The sequence below is a fragment of the Paenibacillus sp. W4I10 genome, from assembly GCF_030816325.1.
Classification (GTDB): domain Bacteria; phylum Bacillota; class Bacilli; order Paenibacillales; family Paenibacillaceae; genus Paenibacillus; species Paenibacillus amylolyticus_B.
The window spans coordinates 1666616-1690941 of record NZ_JAUSXX010000001.1; the positions used below are offsets into that span (position 1 = coordinate 1666616).

The following is a 24326-nucleotide window of genomic DNA, read 5'->3' on the forward strand; positions in this document are numbered from 1 at the left end:
AATATGGATCTCAATCATTTACCGTCTGTAATTGCCAAATATATTACTGCATCTAACAAGCCAGATCCGGTAGTATTTGTAGATTGTTTCTCAGAAAATGCCGTCGTGTTGGATGAAGGAAAAAAGCGAAATGGCAAACAGGCGATTCGGGAATGGAGTGATCAAAACCATTTCGCGGCGAATGTAACGTTAAAGCCAACATTAGCAAAAAAAATAGGTGATGAAATTGTGCTAACATGCGAGCTGGATGGTACCTACGACAAGACTGGTCTACCCGATCCACTATTATTGAATTATCATTTTGTTATTGTTGACGATAAAATCGTCAGACTTTCCATTTTCTAAAGATATCCAAATGTAAAAACAATGTTTGGTTGACTACCCGGAACGTAAGGTCAATGATTCATATAATGGGCATATAGTTGCTCGAAGGTTGTAAAACGTTCGACTGTTCTGCCGACCTTATCATACTCTTCTCGATAATCATCCATCACTTTAAGGAGCTTCTCTTTCATAACTGGTAAATTACTTGCATCAAAGTACTGCATAAGATCATATTTCTTGGTTCCTTTCTCCATGGCCATTTCATCAAGATACTCATGTGCTCCAAAGGCCGAAAGAAAGACGTAGGAAGCATCGTTCGTTGTAACACTGTTCAAAATTTTATTGCGGTAGTTGCACCACAGTTCTTCATATGTTCCTCTCAGATTATCAAAGGTCGGAGCCGGTTTAACAATGAAGTTATCACACATCGTGCTATGTAACCGCGTAACGCTATTCAACATATTAAAAGATGTTATTCGAATATCTTCAATTGTATGAGCTTCGATGATTGACCTGTATAAGGATTCGAGATCATCCGGAACATAGCGAAACGAGCGTATCTCTTCCAAATATCGCTTGATCCCTCGTTTGATACACGTATTATTCATACTCACCAAGGCATTGACTAGATTGTACAGAACCCCAGCAGATGCATATCGCACTGAACCGATATCTTCACTAAGCATCGTATCGCTGTATGCTTGTTTAGCCAGATCGATCCATTTATTTGCTCGATTAAGACACGCTTCTCCTATCGGGTTTGCAAGTGCATCAAGAGCTTTTTGCCGGAAGTCATTCAATTTCTCCAAATCCTCAGGCTTTGCATAGTAGAGTACTTTGAGCTCGGTTAGGCTCGATACGTTGGGACTCTCCAAGGTGGATTGCTCTTGTATTCTTGAATCCCATGGCGTGCAATAGATGTCATACCCAACGTCATCCAAGATGAAGCAATCGGAAATTTCCCATCCCTTTTCTGTATTATTAATGATAATTAAATCAAGATCACTCTTCTCGTGAAAGTCCCCGGTGCTAAATGAACCAGTAAGCCCAATAATGGCGATATCATCTAGAAAATCTCTTTTTACGCGTTCAATCACCATGTTAATGAGCAGTTCATTTTTGTCCAGCAGCTTCTTCTTTATGATTTCGTTCATTCGTTACACCTCTTTGTATGATCCGGCCGTCCTTCATCACAACAACCTTAACTTGAGTCTATCGATTTAGAGGTACGGTTACTATGTATAAGTTGATTTAAGTCATCTTTGCACAAAATCCGCTAAACCGTCGAAACGACGAGTTAGCGGATTTCATTAGTTCTTTGTATAGACTATTTTCTTTATGCTTTCGCAGGACAAGAAATACCGACCCGCCAACTCCTCTATCCTGACTCCATTGCGGAATAAGGATTTAATCTCAGCGTTTCGAGCAGAGACCCTGCTCTTGCTCTCTGTTTTCTCGCCCCATTTTAGGTGCGCCTCTTTGGGTTTGGGGATATAAACCAATTCCCCTTGAACGTATTCTTGAATGATACGTAACAATTCTTCCGGAAAAATAGACTCGGCTTTTGAATATTTCATGGGCCTCACTCCTTATTTAATAGATCAATAAGGTGCAAAGCCAGTTAGTAGAATATTACGATTCGTCGTTGGCAATGTGATTATTCCCAGGCTCTATGCAAAGCATTGCCATATCCTTCTCTGGCTTTGCATAGAGCCGTGCATGTAAGAATCCTACCCCGATTGTTTTCAATAGCCTCACCTCCATAGAAAAAAGATAGCTACTATTTGCTTATTATATCAGAGCTTGTTGTTCGAGTGTTTAATCATGTCTTTTGAAGCTAACACGTTCTGATTATTCACACTATGCAAATCTCTCTAATTGAATTAACTACCAGTGAACTCAAGGCTCCAGCCTCCATGACATCTCCCAAAAATCAAGCTCAAAGCGACTGCACATCACGAAAATATCCTCCATCCGTTGGTACGTTCCCTCGCTACAGCCTTCTAATAACTTATCCGTTAACGTCACAAGGGATTGATTGCTGTTGTTGTATTCATAGGAAGCATATCCTGTGATCCACTCTCCGTAAAAATGATGCTCAGCTGCACCTGGTTTTTGAGCAAGGACTTGACCAATCTCTGCATAACTCCATGAGCAGGCCAGAATGGATACAAGTACTTCTGCTATGCCACCTGCATGTGAAACAGAGAGCATATAGTTAGTATAGGCTGCATTTTTCAGTGCAGGTTTTACCTGAAAAACATGATCCTCTGTAATTCCTAATCGCTCCATATAAGAACGATGAATTTTCATTTCACCATTCAGGATGTTATCTACGTTTTTACTAAAAAACTGCATCAATTTGGGGTCGTGCGATTTGACGATACCTAGTGCAAATACACGGGCATAATCATACAGGTACAAGTAGTCTTGCAGCAAATAATAACGAAATTGTTCGACCGGTAAGGAACCATCCCCGATCCCTTTAACAAAGGGATGCTCAAGACATTCCTTCCACACAGGCTGTGCCGCCTGATATAGTCTCTCTGAAATAGTCAACATATGTTCCTCCAATTCATAATGTACGTATTTAAAAACAAAAAAAACGAAACATCCATAGGATGTTTCGCAGACAAATACACTAAAACAAGGGGGGTTCGCATGAGCTACCCAAGTACAGCGTTTCATCGTTGCATCCCTACGTTGGCATTATCCAAATCAGGTAAGGTCGGTTTAACACCCTCTCAGCCGGTTAAGGCTCCCTCGCAAACGGTTGTATGTAGTTGATTACTTTCTTATCCGCATAAAAGAAAAAATAACATCCATTTAGTATATCAAGGGCTGTTAAATATAGTCAAGGCAGATTGTATCCCCCATAATCAGCTTGAGTGACGCATTTAAATGATGAAAACCATCACAACAATGGTTGAGTTTTAGCCACTGTTATGATGGTTTCTATTCTTGCAACTATTGCCGATGGTTTAATGTCCTAATATGTTCTTTCCGACAAAAGTGAGTATTCCGTACTGGGAAGTGTTTCTCCAGCTTTCATTGGTCTTATCATTCCATTTGGCTACGTTCTGCTTACCTCCGCCTTGGTTGTCGTTAATTTGAAGCTCGAAACCAAGAACATTTCCTGTTTTGGGCGTCAGTGAATGCAACTGAATTCTGGCTTCTACGAGATATCCTTTATTTGTTTTCTTCACAGCACTTACAAGGCGTCCGGGTGAGGCCCCCCCTGCAAAGGTTCCCACATTGTCTGCACTGATTCTGAACTGGGCATCATCATATTGAAAATACGGTGTGCGCTGGTGATTCTCGTCCAGGAAAATCTCAACCGAATCCTGATCCCATGGGTTGATGTTATCTGTGATGATGCTTGGATCAGTGACGTCGAGCAGCAGATATAGATACTCACCTGACCACATTGCGCGAGCCACTGCCTCTGCACCATCGGTCTCATTCAACCGTTTTACTTCAAATGGTACAGCCTTATTCCATAGGGCGTCTTTCTTCCCATCAATCTGAACAATCCCTTGCACAGCTTGTGCAGATTTGGGCATAGGGGCGAGTTGAATCACGCCGTATTTGCTTGTATCTTGCTCCTGAGATTGTGTTCGATCATTCCAGTACAGTGGATTATAAGGTTGTGTCCCATTTGTACCGCCATCAGTCACACGGATATCCAATCCAGCTTCATATTCTGAACCAGCTTGGATACCACCCCATGGAATGGACAATTCAACCTGATATCCGGCTTTGTTCTCACGTACACGATATGAACGCTGCTCCGCGCCCTCAGCTTTGCCCGACCGCTTAATGATTACATGTCGGTCATCTGCTTCATATGAGGTGGTCTTGCCATTATTGAGATCAACAAAGATATCTACTCTGTCATTCACGTCAGCCTTCGCATCCTGAACATCCACAAGGATATATAGGTTACTTTGATCCCATAAGGTGCGGAAACTAGCTGATCCTGAAGAATCACCCTTCAGTGGAGTAGACACCGCTTTGTTCCAGAGAAGATCTTGAGGCTGTTTTTTGATATCCGGTTTACCCGAAAGTGAGACGGCTCTCTGTGTCAACACAGGCAAGCTGGATTCATCCACGAGTCCCCAGTATGCTTTTTTGGCCTTCAGGGCTGAATCAAACAGCATAGCCTGGTTGTTGTAAGACTTCTCATCTTGGAGTCCCCATAAGGTAACTGAAGAAATGTGATCTTTGTGTTTTTTGTACAAATCCAACAGTTCCTTATATCGATACGCCTGCTTTACCGCAACTTCATCGGACATCTCTTCACCAAATGGAATTCCGCTATCCACATCCAGTTCCGTGATCTGAATATCCAATCCAAGTTCGGCGAACATGTTGATCGTTTTTTCAATTTCGTCGATGGGCGGGGATTCCAGGTTATAGTGAGATTGCAAACCCACACCATCAATGAGCCCCTTCTCTTTCAGTCGTTTGACCAACCGATACATATGCTCTCTTTTCTCAGGGATTTCCGTGAAGTATTCGTTGTAGTATAATTTGGCATCCGGATCGGCTGCACGGGCGAATTCATAGGTTTTCTCAATGTAATCCGGACCGATTAGTTCATAAAAGGGACTTTTACGTAAACCGTTGGCATCACCATTGCTATCCGCAATCGCCTCGTTTACCACATCCCAGGCATAGATCTTACCTTTGTATCGGGTCATGACGGTTTCAACATAATCCTGAATCCGGGCAAGTAGTAATTCTCGACTCGCAGGGTTACCCAGAGGATCCTTGAACATCCACTCTGCAGCATCAATATGCCACAACAACGCATGTGCGCGTACGCCCATACCATGTTCCTCGGCGAATTGAACATATTGATCGGCTGCCTCGAACTGATAAACACCTTCGGAAGGAGACATGTACTTCGGTTTCATCTCATAGGTTGCGGTCAAGCTGTTAAAGTGTTTTGTGAGCAGTTGTCCATATGCGCCTTCCAACTGCCAGCGATACACCGCTGCACCAATGGGGAAATCATCTTGATACAGGTCCTCCAGAGACTGAATCCCTTCTTCGATCTCCAGTTGCTCGGCCAGAGTAAATGATACATCATCCACATAGAACGATAACGTATCTACGCTATCTTCAGAGATGTAGGGTGTTTCGATGAACAAATTCAATTCAGTGGGATCATCGCTATACTGAAATTTTCCGGTGATCTTGTGCCATGTATTCCATTCTGTTTTGGCAATCTTCACGCTGCCGATCGGGTTCCAGCTTTCGGCATTTGTTTTTTTATATGTGGTAAGCTGTAGTGTTTGATCCGTGGTGGGCTCCTGGGTGAGTCTTACATATGCCGCAATTTCGTACTCTTGGTTACGCTTAAGCAGATCCTTCATGGATAACATCGGTCCATGATAGGAACGCTCACGGTTGGCGACCAGCATACTGGACTGACCTTCGTGTGCTTCCTGCTGTGTCACTGTCAGCCTTTCGTTACCTATACGTGGAGTCCATCCCTGAAGTGTACCGTCTTCAAAGTTTGTGCTCAAATGACCTCCCTCCACTTCCGTAACTGCCTTGGCTGCATATGAGACATTCGAAAATGGCATCATGGCGAGTACCAGCACAAGAACCAAGGCCGTTATATTCCATTGACCTAACCGATTCATACAATTCCTCCTCATGATTTGGTCTAAGTATTTCTGAACGGATTAACATCCAGATAAATAGATTATAGTTCTTTGGATAACGCTTACATATAACAAATTTCCAATAAATATAATAAAAAGTTATCATTTGGTAATCGTGAGTTTAGGAAGCTGGAGTTCGTTCGCATGAAATATCAAAAAGCCGCTACATATTTGCAAAAATAAAAGACCGTTTCCCGATAAAATACGAGAAAACGGTCATAGTTAGAAAGTATCTTTTTTCCTGTCTGCTAACAGGCATATAAACTTTGTTTTATAATCGTCCCTCGTCACCCTGTTCCTCCTGCACAATTCGTGCAATGTGAATCATCAAATATAATAATTCCTCGTTCGATATGGAGATATCCAGCATATTTTGCACGTAGGTTTTGATCATCTCCGCACACTTGTATTCAAGCGGGTGCTCCTTCACCATGTGTTGAAATATAAAATCTTTCGCCGAATTGCCCAGACGCCCTTCTTGTAAACGCTGGATGAAGAATTGCAGATGTGTGACAAGTCTCACATAATGGATGGAATTTTTGTTCAATTGCATATCAAAGGTGTATTGAATCAGGTTAAAAATATCTTTTAACATCTTAACGGATTGCATCGTGCGCTCCATATTCTGTTCATGCGTTTGGGCATTCACAAAATGAAAAGCGATATTCCCTGCTTCTTCTTCCGGCAGTTCAATACCCAATTCTAGATTCAGCATCTGAACAGCTTCAAGGCCCAGTTCGAATTCGACAGGATGAAACCTCTGGATCTCCCATAACATGCGACTCTGTAATGCTACACCTTTTTTCCATCGTTCAATGGCAAATGACAAGTGATCCATAAGCGTGAAGAAGATTTGATCGTCAAGAGACAGCTTTTCTTTTGCATTGGTAATCAGTTTGTTTATGACATTCACATGTTTTTCGGGCATGTTTTCGATGGTTCTTACGTAAGCCTGGGCAGACGGATTATTTTGCAGAATGAATCGTTTCTGGATATGCTCCTCATCGAGTCGCTCGCCGACTTTGCCTTTGAATGCCAACCCTTTTCCCATGACAATCATCTCTTGTCCCTGTTCATCTTTGATCAGAAGCAAGCTGTTATTTAATATTTTGATTACTCTCATGAATTCATCACGATCCTTTATTCTTTCGTGACCGCCTGATCCGAATTTCCGATACATCTGCCATTCTGTTTAATGACCTCTTGATACCACGAGAAGCTTTTCTTCTTCAAACGCTTCAAGTCTTTCAGATCCTGTTCACCGCGGTTTACATAGATCATTCCATAACGTTTCCCATACCCCTGATGTGTGCTTACCACGTCAATAACGGACCAAGGGCAATAACCAATCACATCTACTCCATCCGTTAGAGCCAGTTTGATCTGTTCCAGATGTTTCTCGATAAAATCAATCCGGTACGTATCGTTAATGGTGTAATCTGCCTCCAGTACATCTGGGGCTCCTATACCATTTTCCGTAATTAAAATCGGGAGACCATATCGTTCACATACCTTACGCAATGTCAGCCTTAGGCCAACCGGGTCAATGACCCAGCCATATTTCGTTTTTTCCGTATAAGGATTCTCCGCGGCCCGGTATACTCCCTGCTCGCCAAGCATAATTTGCTGATCCCCTGCACGAGCCGTAACATCCGACGCATCGCCCATACTGGCGGCAATGGTTGCCGTCGAGTAATAATTGATTGCTACCAGATCGGGGCGGCCAGACTGGATATCTTCCATGTCACCCTGCTCAATAACCGGCTCGATGCCACGTTCCTGTAAATAACTCCAGAATAATGGATTATACCGTCCCCACACTGATAAGTCGAGAAAACCCCATCCACGAATCGTCTCCCAGTTATGTGCAGCGATTGCATCTGCTGGTCTGGAGGTTGCCTGGTACATGGAAGTCATGTTCAATGCAGGCCCGATTTTGCCTTGTGGTAGCATATCATGAAATAGTCGCATCGTTCTGCCTTGAGCCACAAACATATGATGATTTTGCTGATACAGTTCCTTACTGGAAGGCAGAAGTCCGCCTTTTGGTGTACCAATAGCACCTGGATGGAGAATCATCGTATTTTGCTCATTAATGGTCAACCAATATTTCACTTTATGCCCGTATTGCTCAAACAAGATACGCCCGTACTCGACAAAGGCATCGATCGTCCCCCGGTTGTTCCATCCTCCGTTTTTCTCAAGCTCGTAGGGCAGGTCAAAATGGTACATGGTCACAATAGGCTCAATGTTATGGAGCAGCAATTCGTCAATCAATTGGTGATAAAACTGGAGTCCCTTCTCATTAACAGCCCCTGTGCCTGAAGACAAGATTCGAGTCCATGCAATTGAAAAACGATATGCTTTGAGGCCCAGCTCTGCAAAAAGCTTCACGTCTTCTCTGAATCTGTGATAGTGATCACTAGCAACTGTGAAATCGGCGGTTCCAGCCGGATGATCACACATATCGATGACGGACAGGCCTTTGCCATCTTCGTTCCAGGCTCCCTCCACTTGATAGGCCGAGGTAGAGCCTCCCCACAGAAATTCATTGGGGAATGGTTTGATGTGATGATATAACATCTCAAACACTCCTTCATTTTAATGTTGATTAAGATATATGACGGACCGTATTACGGTTGTTACGAAAGGTGGATAATGGTTGCTCCAACCTCAACAGGACTCTGCTTCTCCAGCTTAATATCCGGGAAACGATCCGAATTGGCGATAATAATCGGGGTTATGACTTCGTAGCCTTCCGACTTGATGGCTTCGATATCAAAGCTGATCAACAAGTCCCCCCGTTGTACGCGATCCCCTACTTTAATGGAAGAGTCGAAATGTCTCCCCTTCAGGTTGACGGTATCCACTCCAATATGAATGAGCACCTCTTCTCCATCATAACCATTTAATTTGACCGCATGTTTGGAGTCCATGAAAGCCGTAACTTCACCTGTGATCGGTGCATACAGTTCTCCTTTGGCAGGAATGATGGCAGCGCCTTTACCCAGTAATCCCAAAGAGAAGACATCGTCTGGTACACGGTCCAGATGGACTAATTCCCCTTGCATCGGGCTGGCGATTGTAAGTGGGCGTAATTCATTTTGGCGTGGTACTTTTGCATTTGTTTTTGCAGCATACTTAGTGTCTGGGCTGTTGTCTTGAACAGGCTGCCCGGAAAGTGTCTTGTCATCGTTAACGTTGGTATTGCCTTCTTCTTCATCATCCACTGGATCCTCAAAACCAATAATCCATGTCAGAGCAAAGGTAACGATAAAAGCGATCAGACAAGTCACAATGGCATGAACGATGTTCATCGGATTGCTTCCAATGAAGGCAGGTAACGCGGCAAGACCCGGAGAAACGAAGGCATAACGTACTAATCCAGTCAGACCAGCATATATCCCTGCTACACCACCACCAATCATTGCGGCAATTAAGGGTTTCTTCAGTTTCAGCGTTACACCGTACAAGGATGGTTCCGTGATGCCCAGCACAGCGGTGAAACCGGATGAAGCAGCGAGCTGTTTGAGTTTTTTGTTTTTCGTTTTTAATGCTACAGCAAGCGTGGCCCCACCTTGAGCAATATTGGACGCGAGCATTCCCGGACCGTTGATCATTTCATATCCATTTTTGGTTAGTTGGCTAGTTGCAATCGGCGTCATGGCCCATGCGGTACCTGTTACGATCAGGAATGGTTGCAAAGTTCCCATTAACAAAGGAATCAGCCAACTGGCTCTGGCATTAATCGCTTCTGCACCCATCGCAACCAGATCATTCAGGTACGTTCCGAAAGGCCCGATCGCCACCAATGCAAGTGGTGCTGTAATCAATAGTACAATCATTGGTTTCGTGAAAAATTTGATCATTGAAGGCGATACCCGATCCGCGAAACGTTCAATATAGGACATGAGCCAAACGACGATAATAATCGGCAGCACGGAGCCCGCGTAATCGGTTAGTCGAACTGGAACACCGATGAAAAACACGTCTTTTCCTTCCGCCATCAGGGCGCTCCATCCCGGGTGTAACAACACACCGGCAACTGTCATCGCCAGAATTGGACTTGTTTCAAACTTAATGGAAGCTCCATAAGCCAGCAGAATAGGCATGAAATAAAAAGCCGCGTCCGCAATGGTATTAAGGATATAGTAGTTTTGGCTTTCCGTCGTTACGAGACCTGTCAGCACAAGTACGGCTAATATCGCTTTGATCATACCCGCGCCAATGATTGCCGGAATGACCGGAGTAAATGTCGTTGAGATCACGCTGATGAATCTGGAAATCCAGCTCTGTTTTTGCTTTGGTCCGTTATTTTTGCCAGAATCCGATTTGGATTCCGCACTTCGGCTAGCCGAACCCATCTGCTGAGTAATAACTCGGTAGACCTGCTGCACCTCATTGCCCACAACAACCTGGTATTGTCCACCATTGTTCACAACGGTAATGACTCCTGGGAGTGCTTTAAGTTTTTCTGTCTCTGCTTTGGAGATGTCGTGCAGTTCGAACCGCAGTCGGGTTGCGCAGTGCGTAAGCCGAGCGATGTTATCTTTCTTTCCAACCAATTCCGTAATCTCTTGTCCCAACTTGCGATAATCCATACCATTGCCTCATTTCTGAATTTGGATATAAAAAAAGACCAAAACGATATGCTTTCCCCTACTCACATAAGGAAAATGCAAAATCATTTTGGTCATGCCTGCTTTACCAGTAACAGCCAAACACTGCTAATATTCAATTCGTTATCGATGTAAACGTTTACTGGATCATAATATCACACAATAAATTAGTTAGCAATCACTTTATTCGACATTTTTCTGCAATTTAATTTGCTTGATTCGACTTGATTATTAGCAGCCTTCTATAGGCTTCCACCCATTCCCCTTCTCAATTGCCTACATACAATACATTAGACTAATGAACAGGAGTGATGTGATATGACATTTTTACCTCCTTTTGGACCTGGTGGAGGGTTTGGCGGACCTGGGGGTCCCGGAGGACCGGGAGGACCCGGTGGAATTCCTGGTCCTCCATCGTTCCCTGGGGGTGGAGGCGGCGGGCCACAAGGGGTGCAGGCACCTACTGGGCCGCCACCATCATTCATTCCACAGCAACCCGCTTCGTTATATGCGGTAGATCCAAGAGCCATATCCGGCTGTCTGTTTCGCTACACATATATTTGGCCGGATCGTGGTCCCGGCTTCTGGATGTACCCGGTATTTGTAGGTAGAAATTCGGTGGCTGGCTTCCGTTGGAATGGCTTCTTCTGGCTATACACCGGCATTGATCTGCAGCGAATCAGCTCGTTTAGCTGTTTCTAGAAGTAAATCCCCCTGTATGCGGATTAATCCACATACAGGGGGATTTAGATTTATCGAATATTCACCTTGTCTAAAGCAACTTAATCAGCTCTTCTAGCTCATCAACCAAACTCTTTGCAAGTTCAAAATTGGTATCTTTTAAAGCCAATTCAATTTTCATTTCAACAGACTTTTTCTTTTGTTCATTTTCTAGATAGTTTTCATCAAAATGACTCGCATAAATCATCTGTCTGAATTCTTCTATACTCATTTTACTAATCGTTTTGTCCTCGATAATTAAAACATAATCCATACCATTTACAACAGAATAGAAATCATGAGAAATCATGATAATCGCACCTTTGTAGTCTTCAATGGCTTTCTCCAATGCGATTTGTGTATAGATGTCTAAATGGCTTGTCGGTTCATCTAGGAGCAATACGTTGGCTTGACTGGCAGAAACTTTAGCCAATTGAAGCATGTTTTTTTCTCCGCCAGATAATGATTCAATCTTTTGATCAAGGATTTCTCCTTCAAAGCCATAGTTTGGAAGATACGATCTAATTTCATCATACGTTTGAAAGCCGGAATCAATGAATTCATTTAGTATGGTATTCGAATCTTTTAGCATTTCGCCTTGAACCTGAGATAAATAGGCCACTTTAACATCAGTATTTATTTCAATGGAATCCTGATTGTTTTTAAAAATTTCTCGGAGTAAAGTCGTTTTCCCGGTACCGTTTGGACCGATCAGGGCTACTTTATCTGTTGATTTGATCTCAAAATTCACATTTTCCAAAAGCAACTCGTCAAAGGAAACGCTATAGTTATTGACGTTAACCACAACGGTGTCTTCCATTTCCTTATCGATCCCAAAACGGATATTCGGCTGTTTGATATCGACAAATGGCTCTTTTATTCGACGTGCTTCCAATCTCTCTTGAAACTTGACTCTGGCTTTTAACGCTCTGCCTCTGGAGGCTTCTGAATTATACGTGGCGATCTCTCTAAGATTGTCGATGATGTGATCGTATCTCTCAATTTCTTCAGCTTCAGCAACCGCGATTTCTTGCAGCTCAATTTTAGTCTGAAGCAGCGAGAAGTTATAATCGATATATCGCCCGTCAAACTCCTGGAGCTCTGTGTTTTCGAGGTGTATGATTTTGTTGAAACAATGATTCAACAGATAACGGTTGTGCGTAACGACCAGCAGCATTCCCTTGTGGGAGTTAATCAATTTTTTAAGCGCGTTCAGGTTTTCAAAGTCTAAAAATACATCGGGTTCGTCCATAATCATGAAGTCTGGACGATTCAGCATTTCCTTCATCACTTGAATAAGTTTGAATTCCCCGCCACTTACGGCGGATATACTAAGATCTTTGAGCTTCATTAGGTTGGCAAGGTTTAACTGTTTATTGATGTTTTTTTCGAAATTGTCCCCATCCATCGCTTCGAAGGCATCCAAAGCCAATTGAAGCTTTTCCATCAGGGAATCCATATCCGATGTGGTGGCCATCTCCGCATAAATCGCTGTAATTTCATCTTGTATCTTGATGAATTCTTCTGCGATATATTCAAAAACGGTCATTTCTTTTGTTTTGTCTACTTGCAAAAACTGACTCACATACCCGATTCTGCAATCGGGGTCTATCTCTAACTTGCCCTCGAACAAATATCGTTCCGGATCCATCAGGATATCGATCAATGTACTTTTTCCACTGCCGCTTGTTCCGATAAAAGCACAATGTTGTGCCTCTTCAAACGTAAATGAAATGTTTTTATATAGTTCCTTTTGTGGAAATGAGAAGGATAAGTTTTCAACTTTTATCATAGTGTTACCTTTCTTTATAACTAAATTGGTGGCTAGTATTGAATATATTGTCGAACACAGACTTTTAGAGTAACACTGTTTACCACCAAGTACAATCGATTTTTAGCACTTACCCTCACTTTGAAACTCTAATACTTTCTATAGAATGATGGCTAGTGGACGGTGGTTTCTTCATAAAACACTACTGACATACTGTTGTCAGTAGTGTATTTGTATAGTTGGAGTAAGCAATTGTAAAGGAGTAGGAGTAAATGCGAATTGTTTTTGGTCCAAAATGTATTACTTATTATAGGAAGGATGATATCTCGTGAATTTTGCTTCTGTGCGTATCATTACTGATGACGTGAATCGTCTCGTCGAGTTCTATGAGAAAATTACGGGTGTTTCAGCAGAACGCCCTGCACCTGTCTTTGCCGAACTTGTTATGCCATCGTGCACTCTAGCGATCGGCCACTCCCAGACGGTACAACTGTTTGGCGCTGGTTCCGCTGTGGCGGCCAACAATCGTACTGTCATTATTGAGTTCCACGTCCACGATGTGGATGCCGAATACGAGCGCTTGAAGTCGTTTGTCGATGAGTGGGTAAAGGAACCTACCACAATGCCGTGGGGGAATCGTGCTGTGCTGTTTCGCGATCCTGACGGTAATCTGGTTAATCTCTTCACGCCGGTGACCGAGGAAGCAATCCAACGGTTCAATGGTAGGCTATAAAGGACAGTTGAAATGAGTAAGGCGATTTTTCATTAATTTTTATGACCAGCAGAAAGAGACCATAGCGATGAGCTATAGTCTCTTCATTTTTGTCCAAAGTGGAAGAAGTATTTTAACGAGAAATTAGCAGAAGACCCCCTTCTCATTTCTTACCATAGGGAGGCATGCTTTCTAACGATCTCAATAAATGCAATTACCCAGCGAGCCCATTAGGGAAAGCCTCTTTTTCTCCCAACAGGTAGCTCATTATAATGCAAAATATATTGAATCCTATGGAACAGATGGCAAGGTGGCATGCATACTAACTGCCTTTAAATATACTATCCTATGCCACTATAGGACGTAGATTCAATGTCAACGTTTCTTGATGCAAGACGAACTTCTACATTCGGTTTGAGGCACTGGCACCACAAATAATCACATTCTCCGGCGATGATTTTAATATCACTTATGCGTTTGTAACCTAGTGGTGGCTTGATGCTGGTAGTTTTTTTATCTTATATTGCACAAATTTTGATATGTTCTCACTTTTACACGTTAGTTTATAATCTACATATATGTATATACAAATTGAGTGATAGTCTTCATTTCCCCCTTCAATATTACGATAAATAGTATGGGGTTATACGAATAACCATAATTACTTTATTACATCCAAGGGGGAACCGTACGTGAGACAGACTCGCAAAAAAAAGATGGATTTAAGGTTCAAACTGTATTTGATTATTCTGGTTCCGCTACTGGCCATGGGCGGTCTAATCATATGGGCCACCATCGACTCCAGTGAAAATGCATCACTAATGACCATGCAGCATAACAATCAGCAGCTGGCTGTGAATACCGCCTCTCAACTAGGTCAGGAATCGGAATTAATTAAGACATTATCTTCTACTGCTTCAGAGGAGAGCAACGAATATAAAAGTCTTAGGGACGAACTCGTTAAAGTTAGGCTTCAATCGGGAGCCTTGTATGTTTATATGTATAACAAAACTTCGGACGGGTGGTTCTACACCGTAGATGGAGCGAATTGGGACGATACGGAATATAGCCCTTACGGGACTGCAATGGAATTTAATCCCCAGATTCAGGAACGCTTGTTACGCGGTGAAGTCGTCACAACAGGCATTGTAGATGATCCAACTTGGGGACAGCTATTGTCCTCCTTTACACCAATCAAGGATTCGCAAGGTACTGTTATTGGCTATCTGGGCATTGATATTTCTGCTGGAGCAGTGAATCAAGTCTCCGCGACATCCGTGAATAATGCTTATCAGACCATTATCCCGATTTTTGTGGTTGTACTGATTCTTTCTTTGGTCATGATGTTATTCGTAGTACGAGGTATTCTTAGACAAGTACGCGATATTAAGTCAAGCCTCGAGCAGGTTGCTGATGGGAATCTCAAAGTCGTATCCACACATATGACCAATGATCAACTCGGTGACATCAGTGATTTGATTAACATCATGGTTGCCCAATTGACGAACATTCTGATGGGAATACAGCAAGGTTCAAATACATTACAGCAGTCATCAAAAGATATTTCGGAAACCGCTCAGACAAACCAGCGTCAGAGCGAAGAACTTTCCAGAGCGATTGAGGAAATTGCCATAGGTTCAATGAAACAGGCTGAAGAGATAGAACACTCCGTCCAGCATTCAGAGAATCTGAGCAAAATAATGGATGAAGTAGGTTCATATGTGAAACAGTTTACTTATACTTCAGAGCAGCTATCTTCTGTTCAAGTACAAGTTACACGTGAACATGAGGTTCTACTTGAGAAGGGCCGAGAGAATGCCAAGCGTGTTGAGCATCAACAGGATATTTCCAGGTCTCTGACGACTCAATCCGAACTCGCTTCCTCTATTAGCGGTCAAATTCACAACATTTTAAAACAAACTCAAATACTATCCCTGAATGCTTCAATTGAAGCAGCCCGAGCTGGAGAAGCGGGTAAAGGCTTTGCAGTCGTTGCTGGGGAAATGGGACAGCTCGCTCAACAATCCGAACGTTCGATCCAGGAGATTGATGAGATCCTGGGTTCATTTGTTCAAGAGATACATCGGATGGGCAGTCATTTTGATGCAAATATGGTAGCTGTTAAGGAACAGGAGAAACAGATCGCTGATTGTCTCCAGGCATTTGGACAGGTTAGCCGCTTATCAACCGAAGTGCATGAGTTGGCTCAGAGTTTAGACAGCCGGACGATGGATATGCACTCTATTCGTCAGGAGCTGGAACAAAACCTCAGTTATATTGCTTCCGCAACCGAGGAAACTTCAGCCATGGCCGAAGAAGTCACGGCTAGTGCTGTGGAGCAGCAGCGATCGGCAAGTGAACTGTCGAACATCTCCGGGGAACTCGCCGGTCTTGCAGGCAACCTCAAATCATATTCCGATCAATTTCAAATCGAAGTCACTGAATAAGTTCCCAATCTCATTAAGGGTATTATTAGATGACAACTTAGAATCGCCGGAAACATAACTTTCTTGGAGCGTTAATGTTTTCGGAGGACCCAGGGTTATGTCAGCACATAGAATGACCGTGTTCTTGTTCTGTGTCACGTTGACTTATTAACGATTCCTCATTTATAATTCGGACATTAAGGGCTTGGCAGACATGGCTTACCATGGATGCCTGGGATATCGATCAGTAACAAACTCAACAGTGAAAGATGTGAATGCATTATGGTTAAAGAGAAATTATATTACGGTAAAGATATCGAGGTTATGTTTAATTCGGATGTCTGCATTCATTCCGGTATTTGCGTAAAAGGTCTCCCTGCTGTTTTTGATTTAAGCAAGCGTCCTTGGGTTGATCCTGATGGTGACACTTCGGAGGCCATTGCCCGGCATATTGACACATGTCCAAGCGGAGCTTTGACGTATAAGCTTCTGGACGGTGAATATTCAACAAAGAAAGAGGATGAACATGCATAACGTAGAACATGAACCTGCCAATAAAAGATTCCTTATTCAAGATAACGGTGACATTGCTGCGGTGATGACCTATGTAATCTCGAGTCCAGAGCTATACATAATTGATCACACTTTGGTGGAAAATGCTTACCGAGGACAAGGGCTTGGCGATGAACTTATCAAAGCTATGGTGGAATACGCGCGGGAAAACGGTATTAAGATTTTACCTTTATGCCCGTTTGCCAAGGGACGTTTCGAACGTATCTCTGAATACGCGGATGTTCTCCATCAATAAAACGAATATTCGCAGCTGATTTCATGTGGTTACACAACAATAAAAGGCGTCTATATCATTTTCTGAATGATATAGGCGCCCTTTTCCTTTTCCGTATCCTACTCTACTTTACTTTATTGCTTAATCCAACAATGGTTTCAAACGGTCGCAAAACCAGTGGCAGTAAACCTTTCTCATAGTTGGTAAGCCAGATCTTTGAAAAGTTGAGGCCAAGCTCATTTTCCTCAAGCTCCACCATGTGTTCAGAAAGATTGATTACTACCAGCACCTGTTCGTCTGCCAGTGTACGTGTATATGCATATACACTCGGATGATCCGGCAAAAAAAGCTCATAAATACCATAAGTCAACGTATCGTGCTCTTTTCGCAGCTGAATCATTTGTTTATAAAATTGAAGAATAGAACGTGGTTCCTGAAGTTGTTTCTCAACATTAATATTGGCGTAATTGTCATTCACCTGTAGCCATGGCGTACCGGTTGTAAACCCGCCCTCTTTGGCCGAAGACCATTGCATCGGCGTTCTGGAATTATCGCGACTCGAAGCCCATATGATGTTCATGATTTCCTCATGCGACATTCCCTCTTCGCGTTTGATCTGATATAAATTCCGATCGGCTATATCGTTATAATCCTCTATGGAAGGGTAAGCCACGTTTGTCATGCCTATCTCTTGCCCCTGATATATGAAAGGTGTACCTTGCATGAAAAAGTACATGGCTCCAAGTGCTGTGGCACTTTCATACCAATACTCCGTATCATTTCCCCAAGATGAAACTTTGCGAGGCTGATCGTGATTTTCAATAAACAAAGCATTCCAGCCTACGCCTTCCAATGATTTTTGCCACTTGGTCAAGACGTTTTTCAATTTGGGAACATCCAGTTGCCTGTCTGTACTGTTTTTCCAAAGGTCCAGGTGTTCGAATTGAAAGACCATATTAAATTTCCCTCTGACTTCACAGATCCAATCCAGCAGATCTTCTTGGTCCTCCACCTTTACTCCATTCGCTTCCCCAACAGTCACGACGTCATATCTGGATAAAGTGTTCTCTTTCATTTCTTGCAGATAACTCTGGATTCCCTTCACATTCATATGCTTTTCAAAAGAAGAGATGTACTTGACGCCTTCTCGGATTGGCATGTCCAAGAGGCCCTCTTCTTTGTGAATATGGCTGATTGCATCCACACGGAAACCATCAATCCCTTTATCCAGCCACCAATTCATCATTTCATATATGGATTTCCGAACTTCTTTATTTGCCCAATTCAAATCCGGTTGTTTTTTGGAGAACAGATGGAGATAGTACTGTCCGGAGACTTCATCATATTCCCAAGCAGAACCGCCAAAGATGCTCTCCCAGTTGTTCGGTTCGTCCCCATTCTTCCCATCTCTCCAGATGTACCAATCCCGTTTGGGATTATCCAGTGAAGCTCTGGATTCAATAAACCACGGGTGTTCGTCACTTGTATGATTGATCACCAAGTCCATAATGAGTTTCATGCCGCGGTGATGCACTTCATGCAGTAATTGATCAAAGTCAGCCATCGTGCCGAATTCATCCATAATGGAACAGTAATCACTGATGTCATAACCATTATCATCGTTAGGTGACTTATACATCGGACAGATCCATATCAGATCAATACCGAGATCTTGAATATAATCCAGTTTAGATATGATCCCCTTGATGTCACCAACCCCATCTCCGTTGGAATCCATAAAACTTCTCGGATAGATTTGATAAGCTACTGCTTCTTTCCACCATACTCTTTTCATTGAATACAATCCTTCTTTCTTGAGAACTGAACATTATATAACGTATTATGCTTTAATCATGGATAAGGTACATTCTGGCTTCGTATGGACGTAATTCGCTCTCCGATAGTTCACCTGTATAGTTAGCTATCAAAAGCCGATGGGACCCTGTCAATTGCTCCTGAAGCGGGAGTTCTGTCGTATATCCCTGGAAATTGCATACCACAAGAATTGTCGTACCATTCAGCGTTCGGGTATATGCAAACACGTCTGGGTTCTCTGGAAAGATCAGCTCATAATCACCATATACAATGACTCCATGATCTTTTCGTAATTGAATTAACTTTCGATAATAATGGAATATGGATTCGGGATTATTCAAACTTTCCTCGGCATGGATCTGCTTATAATTTGGATTCACCTTAATCCAAGGTTCCCCTTGTGTAAAACCCGCGTTATCGGAAGTATCCCATTGCATAGGTGTGCGTGCATTATCACGTCCCTTGCCGTAGATCGACTCCATCACGCTTTGTTCAGGATAACCTTTCCCCATTCTTTCCTTATAAAAGTTGAGCAATTCAATATCCCGATAATCCTCGATCGAATATTGAACATTCGTCATACCCAACTCTTCACCTTGATATATGTAAGGCGTACCTTGCATGCCATGAAGAAGGGTAGCCAACATTTTAGCCGATTCAACTCTGAATTCTCCATCATTTCCCCAACGTGATACGATACGTGGCAAATCGTGGTTGTTCCAGAACAGACTGTTCCAGGCATCACCCTTGAGCTCCGTTTGCCACTTGGACAGCACTTTTTTTAATGCCATCACATCCAAAGGTTTAAGATCCCACTTTCCTTTGCCTTCTTGTTCATCCAAACTGATGTGTTCAAATTGGAAGACCATTGAAAACTCACTACCGTCTGGATTGCTGTACAGTTTGGCGATTTCCGGAGTGGCGCCCCATGTTTCTCCAACCGTTAGCAGGTCTTCCGCTTTTTGAAACGTCTCCTTGCTCAGTTCCCTGATATATTTATGCAGATTGGGTCCATTTCCCGTAATCTTCAAATCCGGTTCTTTACCGATTAAGTCGATCACGTCAAGTCGAAAACCACCCACACCCTTGTCGATCCACCAATTGATCATGTTGTATATTTCCTGCCGGACTTTGGGGTTTTCCCAGTTGAGATCTGGCTGTTTGACGGAAAATAGATGCAAATAATATTGCCCGATCTCAGGCACCCATTCCCAAGCTGAACCACCAAAGGTGGACCCCAATTCGTTCGGAGGTGTTCCTTCAACGCCATCTCTCCAGACGTAGTAGTCATGGTACGGATTGTCTTTGCCTTTTTTGGCTTCTTGGAACCAGGGGTGTTCATCCGAGGTATGGTTCAACACCAAATCCATAATGATCCGAATGTCTCGTTTCCCGGCTTCAAGAATTAACGTTTCCATATCTTCCAAAGACCCAAACATCGGATCAATGTCCTGATAATCTGAAATATCATATCCGTAATCATCTTGAGGAGACTTGCAAACGGGTGATAACCAGATCGCACCAATGCCGAGTTGCTGCAAATAATCCAATCGGGATACAACGCACTTCAAGTCGCCAATTCCATCACCGTTACGATCTTGAAAGCTGCGTGGATATATTTGATATACAACAGTTTCTTTCCACCATTTTTTATTTTCCATGTTCCATTCAACCTTTCTAATGTTATTCTTTGACCGACCCTACGACAATGCCCGTCACAAAGTATTTTTGCAGCAGCGGATAAATCAGCAATAGCGGGATAACAGCAACTACGATTTTGGCTGCGTTCAGGTTTTTGTTCGAAATTTCAGTCAGGTTGCTGAGTTCACTGGAATTGGTGCCGGCTTGAAGCAAATCGGCAATATTCACGTTAAGGGACTGAATATAGGTCATTAGTGGGTAATTGCTGACTTTGGTCATATAGATCAAACCACTGAAGAAGTCATTCCATGTACCCACGATACTGAATAAGGCAACTGTCGCCAGCGCAGGAATGGAGACAGGGACATACACTTTGAACAAGACCTGAATGGGATTTGCTCCATCGATGAACGCAGCTTCTTCAAGCGCCTTAGGTACAGCGGAGAAGAAATTCATCACGAGGATGACACTGAATATGGGGACAGCGCCTGGCAGAACGAGTGCCCATATCGTATTCAGCATGTCCAGGTTTTTGATCAGCAGGTAACTCGGAATCATGCCTCCGCTAAACAACATGGCAAAAATCATGATATTCATATAAATGTTTCTGCCTTTGAAATCCCTCTTTGATTTGGATAGCGGATAAGCCATTAAAATAATCAAAATCATGTTAAGCACAAGGGTAAGCGCGACACGTAGAACAGATATGCCAAAGGAACGCCAGAACTGTGCATCATCAATGATTTTGGTATAAGCCGCTGTTGTAAAATTGACCGGAACGAGACCTACTGCATTTGCGGATACCGCCTCGCTGCTGCTGAATGAAATGGCGACGATATTCCATAACGGAAGAAGGCAGACCAATGCCAGCATGATGACGATGGCATAGATGACAAACCGGCCAATTCGATCTTTGAAGTTTGCAGAATAGGACACAGGTTTGGCCTCCTTAAAATATTTTTCGGTCCGTATATTTTTTGGCCAACTGGTTGGCAGACAAGAGCAAAACAATGCCGATTACGGACTTGAACAAACCAACAGCTGTACCGAAGCTATACTGTCGTCCAACGAGACCGATCCGATAGACATAGGTATCCAGAATGTCGCCCGACTCATAGACAACCGGGTTATACAGATTATAGACTTGATCGAAACCGGCGCTCAAAATGTTGGTCAGACTCATTACGCCCATGAGCAGAATAATAGGCAGCATGCCTGGCAATGTTATATGCCATACTTTTCTCCACCAACTGGCTCCATCCATTCCTGCTGCTTCATACAGACCGGGATCAATCGACGTGATCGCAGCCAGATAAACGATGGAACTATAACCAAACTCCTTCCAGACGTCTGTTCCTATAATCAGTGGCTGGAACCAGGTGTTACTGCCAAGGAAATTAATATTTTCGAGGCCAAAAAACGCCAACATTTGATTCACAATGCCATCCAGACTGAACATGTTGACAACGACGGATGCAAGAACAACCCAGGATAGAAAGTGCGGCAGATAAACAATCGTCTGCACCGATTTTTTAACGTATTTGACACGAATTTCATTTAACAATACGGAAAAAATGATGGCCATCATCGTTCCAAGCAAAATTTTGCCAATCGCTATCACCAACGTATTGCTGACGACCTGCGCAATATCCGGCAGCTTGAACATATAAGTAAAATGTTTCAGCCCTACAAATTCAGAGCCAAACATGCCTTTGGCCGGTATATAGTCCTGAAAAGCCGTAATGATACCGACCATTGGAACATAGCTGAATACCAGCAAAAACAAAATGCCTGGTAGCATCATCATATGGTACATGGCACCTGGGCCAAGCCGGCCTCTCGCTTTCAATTTCCCCTGTTTCATGGATGAACCCCTTTCGTTGAAGAAAGGCTGCGTATCGCAGCCCTGCTACTGTGCATGGATATTATTGTTTGGATGCGATGTCTTCTTCAATTTCCTGAATGACTTGATCACCGCCTTGTTTTTTCCAGTTATTCACGAATGTATCGAAGTAATCCAAAGGTTCTGAACCCGTTATAATTTTGATAAACGATTCCTGCTCCAACTTCGTCAGATTGGCCCACGTCTGTTTCATGCTTGGTGTAGTGCCGGAGAAAGCAGGTGTCATCCAGACAAATTTGTTTTCCTGAGTCAGTTTGTCGATTAGTCCCACTCCGTTGATCCGCGAATGATATTTGGACCAAGCAGTCACATCATCCGTATCCATGTCACTCAAATAAGTTTTGATGCTGCCGATATTGTTTTTCGATTCGGTAGTGCGAACCTCATCCAGGGAAATTTCTCCTTTGATTCCTCGAACAACGTCAGAGTAATCATCCAGCAGCGATGTAGCCGAGTTGACTTCGATATTAAAAGGTCTCGTAGATCCGTCTACCCCGGTCTCCTGATATTTGGCAGCTTCCGGCATGGTTGTAGCGGCATCTTTATCATTGGCCAGTTTATCGTAGAACAGGTTAAGAATCTTAACGGCCAGTTCAGGGTGTTCATATCCCTTTCTCACCACGATAAACTGATTGGATGGATTGGCATGCGCCACGTTAACTTTGCCGTTTGCATCCTCCAGCGTATAAGCCGAGAATTTTGCATTTTTATCCATCTGTTTTGCACTGATCAGTCCCCAGTCAGGGATATGCCACGGTCCAAAAGCAATACCGCTTTGGCCATTGGCGTAGAGTGCGGTAATATCGTCAAACGTGCGAGTTCCGAATTGCGGGTCAATGATCCCATTCTTAAACCAATCCGCCATGATACCAAGCATCTTCTTCGTTGCTTCTGTCGTGGAACCATACACGATTTTGCCGTCTTCACCATTCATCCAATATTGCGGGAAGGCTCCTTCGGTTGAGGCCACACCCAGCATCGTATATGCAGAGCCATTGTAATCTGTTGTATTCATCGTGTTCACAAAGGGGATACCTACCGGGTTTCCGGATTGGCCAGGGTCTCTTTCCAGGAATTCCTGTGCCGTTTTCTCTACTTCATCGAGCGAGATGGCACCGTCTCCGTCTGCATCAAGTTGAATCCCCAACAGATCCAACCAATCCTGACGAACCCAAACCATCGTGGGTGCAGAATCCAGAGAAGTCGCCGGAAGTCCCATCAAACGTCCGTCAATCGTCGCATTTTCTAATGCACGGCCATCATAGGAATCGTATATCTGCTTGATATTATCCGTTGCATATTGATCATATATGGTTGTCAGATCCTCAATCAGATCATTATCCACCAGTTCTTTCAATTCATCTTTGGAATCAACACGCATCATGTCTGGCAATTCCCCGGATGCGATGGCGAGCGAAACCTGACGGCTATAATCTTCGCCATTGGCTTCAAATTGATCTGTAATCTGAGCGTTAAACGTGTCTTTGACCAGCCGAGTATATGCGTTGTTCTCATAGGTATCACCAGCCGGCAGTTTTGGGTTGGCTGTGGTTACCCGTCCCATGGTTAAGGTTATTTCGTCTTTATAGGCACTAAACGGATCTCCTGGCGTTACCTCATATTTGCCTGCTTCCTCTGCAGTAGGAGGATTGGAAGAGTCTCCACATGCCGCTAGGGCTGCAACCATCAAGGCGGACATGGACAGCACGGCCAGACGCTTTGTCACCCGTTTGCTTTTAATAGACCATTTTGTTCTCATCTAGTTCGATTCCCCTTTATCTGATCTTCAATATATTTGTTTGCGCTTTCATTATAAAATGAAGTGAAGGCCAATCGAGATAGGGATTACACGTCCGTTTGGATAGAGAAATGGTTACAGTTTTCAGTCTGTATTATGAAGTATGGTTAACTTGTGATCATTTACCCTACCTAC

Annotated in this window: 19 protein-coding genes and 1 riboswitch; of the genes, 6 read left to right on the forward strand and 13 right to left on the reverse strand. The window is 43.3% G+C overall.

Annotated features, from left to right (window positions below):
- Positions 1–3 precede the first annotated feature (3 nt).
- A complete protein-coding gene (locus QF049_RS07550; protein ID WP_307536199.1) occupies positions 4–345 on the forward strand; it encodes a nuclear transport factor 2 family protein in 342 nt (113 codons plus the stop codon).
- Positions 346–395: 50 nt separating this feature from the next.
- Here QF049_RS07550 and QF049_RS07555 read toward each other — a convergent pair whose 3' ends face one another.
- The 7 genes from QF049_RS07555 to QF049_RS07585 all read right to left on the reverse strand — a co-directional run bounded on the left by QF049_RS07555 (position 396) and on the right by QF049_RS07585 (position 10600).
- Positions 396–1478, reverse strand: a complete 1083-nt coding sequence (locus tag QF049_RS07555; RefSeq protein ID WP_307536201.1) for a nucleotidyltransferase domain-containing protein — start codon at positions 1476–1478, stop codon at positions 396–398.
- Positions 1479–1634: 156 nt separating this feature from the next.
- Positions 1635–1901, reverse strand: a complete 267-nt coding sequence (locus QF049_RS07560; RefSeq protein WP_210108240.1) for a CD3324 family protein — start codon at positions 1899–1901, stop codon at positions 1635–1637.
- A 322-nt stretch (positions 1902–2223) separates the two neighbouring features.
- Complete coding sequence (gene tenA, locus QF049_RS07565) at positions 2224–2886, reverse strand: thiaminase II (RefSeq protein ID WP_307536204.1); 663 nt, start codon at positions 2884–2886, stop codon at positions 2224–2226.
- 115 nt (positions 2887–3001) lie between these two features.
- A riboswitch (TPP riboswitch) is annotated at positions 3002–3099 on the reverse strand.
- Positions 3100–3305: 206 nt separating this feature from the next.
- Positions 3306–5978: an endo-1,4-beta-xylanase gene (locus tag QF049_RS07570; protein ID WP_307536206.1), complete on the reverse strand. Its 2673-nt coding sequence runs from the start codon at positions 5976–5978 to the stop codon at positions 3306–3308.
- A 292-nt stretch (positions 5979–6270) separates the two neighbouring features.
- A complete protein-coding gene (locus QF049_RS07575; RefSeq protein ID WP_307536209.1) occupies positions 6271–7122 on the reverse strand; it encodes a PRD domain-containing protein in 852 nt (283 codons plus the stop codon).
- 17 nt (positions 7123–7139) lie between these two features.
- Entirely contained in the window at positions 7140–8582 is a 1443-nt protein-coding gene (locus QF049_RS07580; RefSeq protein ID WP_307536211.1) for a glycoside hydrolase family 1 protein, read from the reverse strand.
- Positions 8583–8641: 59 nt separating this feature from the next.
- Complete coding sequence (locus tag QF049_RS07585) at positions 8642–10600, reverse strand: beta-glucoside-specific PTS transporter subunit IIABC (RefSeq protein WP_307536214.1); 1959 nt, start codon at positions 10598–10600, stop codon at positions 8642–8644.
- 336 nt (positions 10601–10936) lie between these two features.
- On the opposite strand from QF049_RS07585, the gene QF049_RS07590 reads away from it, so the two are divergent.
- A complete protein-coding gene (locus tag QF049_RS07590) occupies positions 10937–11320 on the forward strand; it encodes a transporter (RefSeq protein ID WP_105598863.1) in 384 nt (127 codons plus the stop codon).
- A gap of 70 nt (positions 11321–11390) precedes the next feature.
- Here QF049_RS07590 and QF049_RS07595 read toward each other — a convergent pair whose 3' ends face one another.
- On the reverse strand, positions 11391–13130 hold the full coding sequence (locus QF049_RS07595; RefSeq protein ID WP_307536218.1) for an ABC-F family ATP-binding cassette domain-containing protein: 1740 nt from the start codon (positions 13128–13130) through the stop codon (positions 11391–11393).
- A 307-nt stretch (positions 13131–13437) separates the two neighbouring features.
- Between QF049_RS07595 and QF049_RS07600 the strand changes: the two genes are divergently transcribed.
- The 4 genes from QF049_RS07600 to QF049_RS07615 all read left to right on the forward strand — a co-directional run bounded on the left by QF049_RS07600 (position 13438) and on the right by QF049_RS07615 (position 17055).
- A complete protein-coding gene (locus QF049_RS07600; RefSeq protein WP_307536221.1) occupies positions 13438–13842 on the forward strand; it encodes a VOC family protein in 405 nt (134 codons plus the stop codon).
- Between the two features lie 671 nt (positions 13843–14513).
- Complete coding sequence (locus QF049_RS07605) at positions 14514–16268, forward strand: methyl-accepting chemotaxis protein (RefSeq protein ID WP_307536223.1); 1755 nt, start codon at positions 14514–14516, stop codon at positions 16266–16268.
- Positions 16269–16529: 261 nt separating this feature from the next.
- On the forward strand, positions 16530–16781 hold the full coding sequence (locus tag QF049_RS07610; RefSeq protein WP_036616061.1) for a (4Fe-4S)-binding protein: 252 nt from the start codon (positions 16530–16532) through the stop codon (positions 16779–16781).
- A complete protein-coding gene (locus QF049_RS07615; protein WP_036615433.1) occupies positions 16774–17055 on the forward strand; it encodes a GNAT family N-acetyltransferase in 282 nt (93 codons plus the stop codon). Before QF049_RS07610 ends, QF049_RS07615 begins: the two co-directional genes overlap by 8 nt.
- 103 nt (positions 17056–17158) lie before the next feature.
- Here QF049_RS07615 and QF049_RS07620 read toward each other — a convergent pair whose 3' ends face one another.
- The 5 genes from QF049_RS07620 to QF049_RS07640 all read right to left on the reverse strand — a co-directional run bounded on the left by QF049_RS07620 (position 17159) and on the right by QF049_RS07640 (position 24152).
- Complete coding sequence (locus tag QF049_RS07620) at positions 17159–18829, reverse strand: glycoside hydrolase family 13 protein (protein ID WP_307536225.1); 1671 nt, start codon at positions 18827–18829, stop codon at positions 17159–17161.
- Positions 18830–18881: 52 nt separating this feature from the next.
- Positions 18882–20510 (reverse strand): glycoside hydrolase family 13 protein, encoded by a 1629-nt coding sequence (locus QF049_RS07625; RefSeq protein ID WP_307536228.1) that lies wholly within the window; start codon positions 20508–20510, stop codon positions 18882–18884.
- Positions 20511–20532: 22 nt separating this feature from the next.
- Positions 20533–21426, reverse strand: a complete 894-nt coding sequence (locus QF049_RS07630) for a carbohydrate ABC transporter permease (RefSeq protein WP_210108229.1) — start codon at positions 21424–21426, stop codon at positions 20533–20535.
- A 13-nt stretch (positions 21427–21439) separates the two neighbouring features.
- Positions 21440–22354: an ABC transporter permease gene (locus QF049_RS07635; protein WP_091020977.1), complete on the reverse strand. Its 915-nt coding sequence runs from the start codon at positions 22352–22354 to the stop codon at positions 21440–21442.
- A gap of 61 nt (positions 22355–22415) precedes the next feature.
- Positions 22416–24152, reverse strand: a complete 1737-nt coding sequence (locus QF049_RS07640) for an extracellular solute-binding protein (protein WP_307536230.1) — start codon at positions 24150–24152, stop codon at positions 22416–22418.
- Positions 24153–24326: the final 174 nt, after the last annotated feature.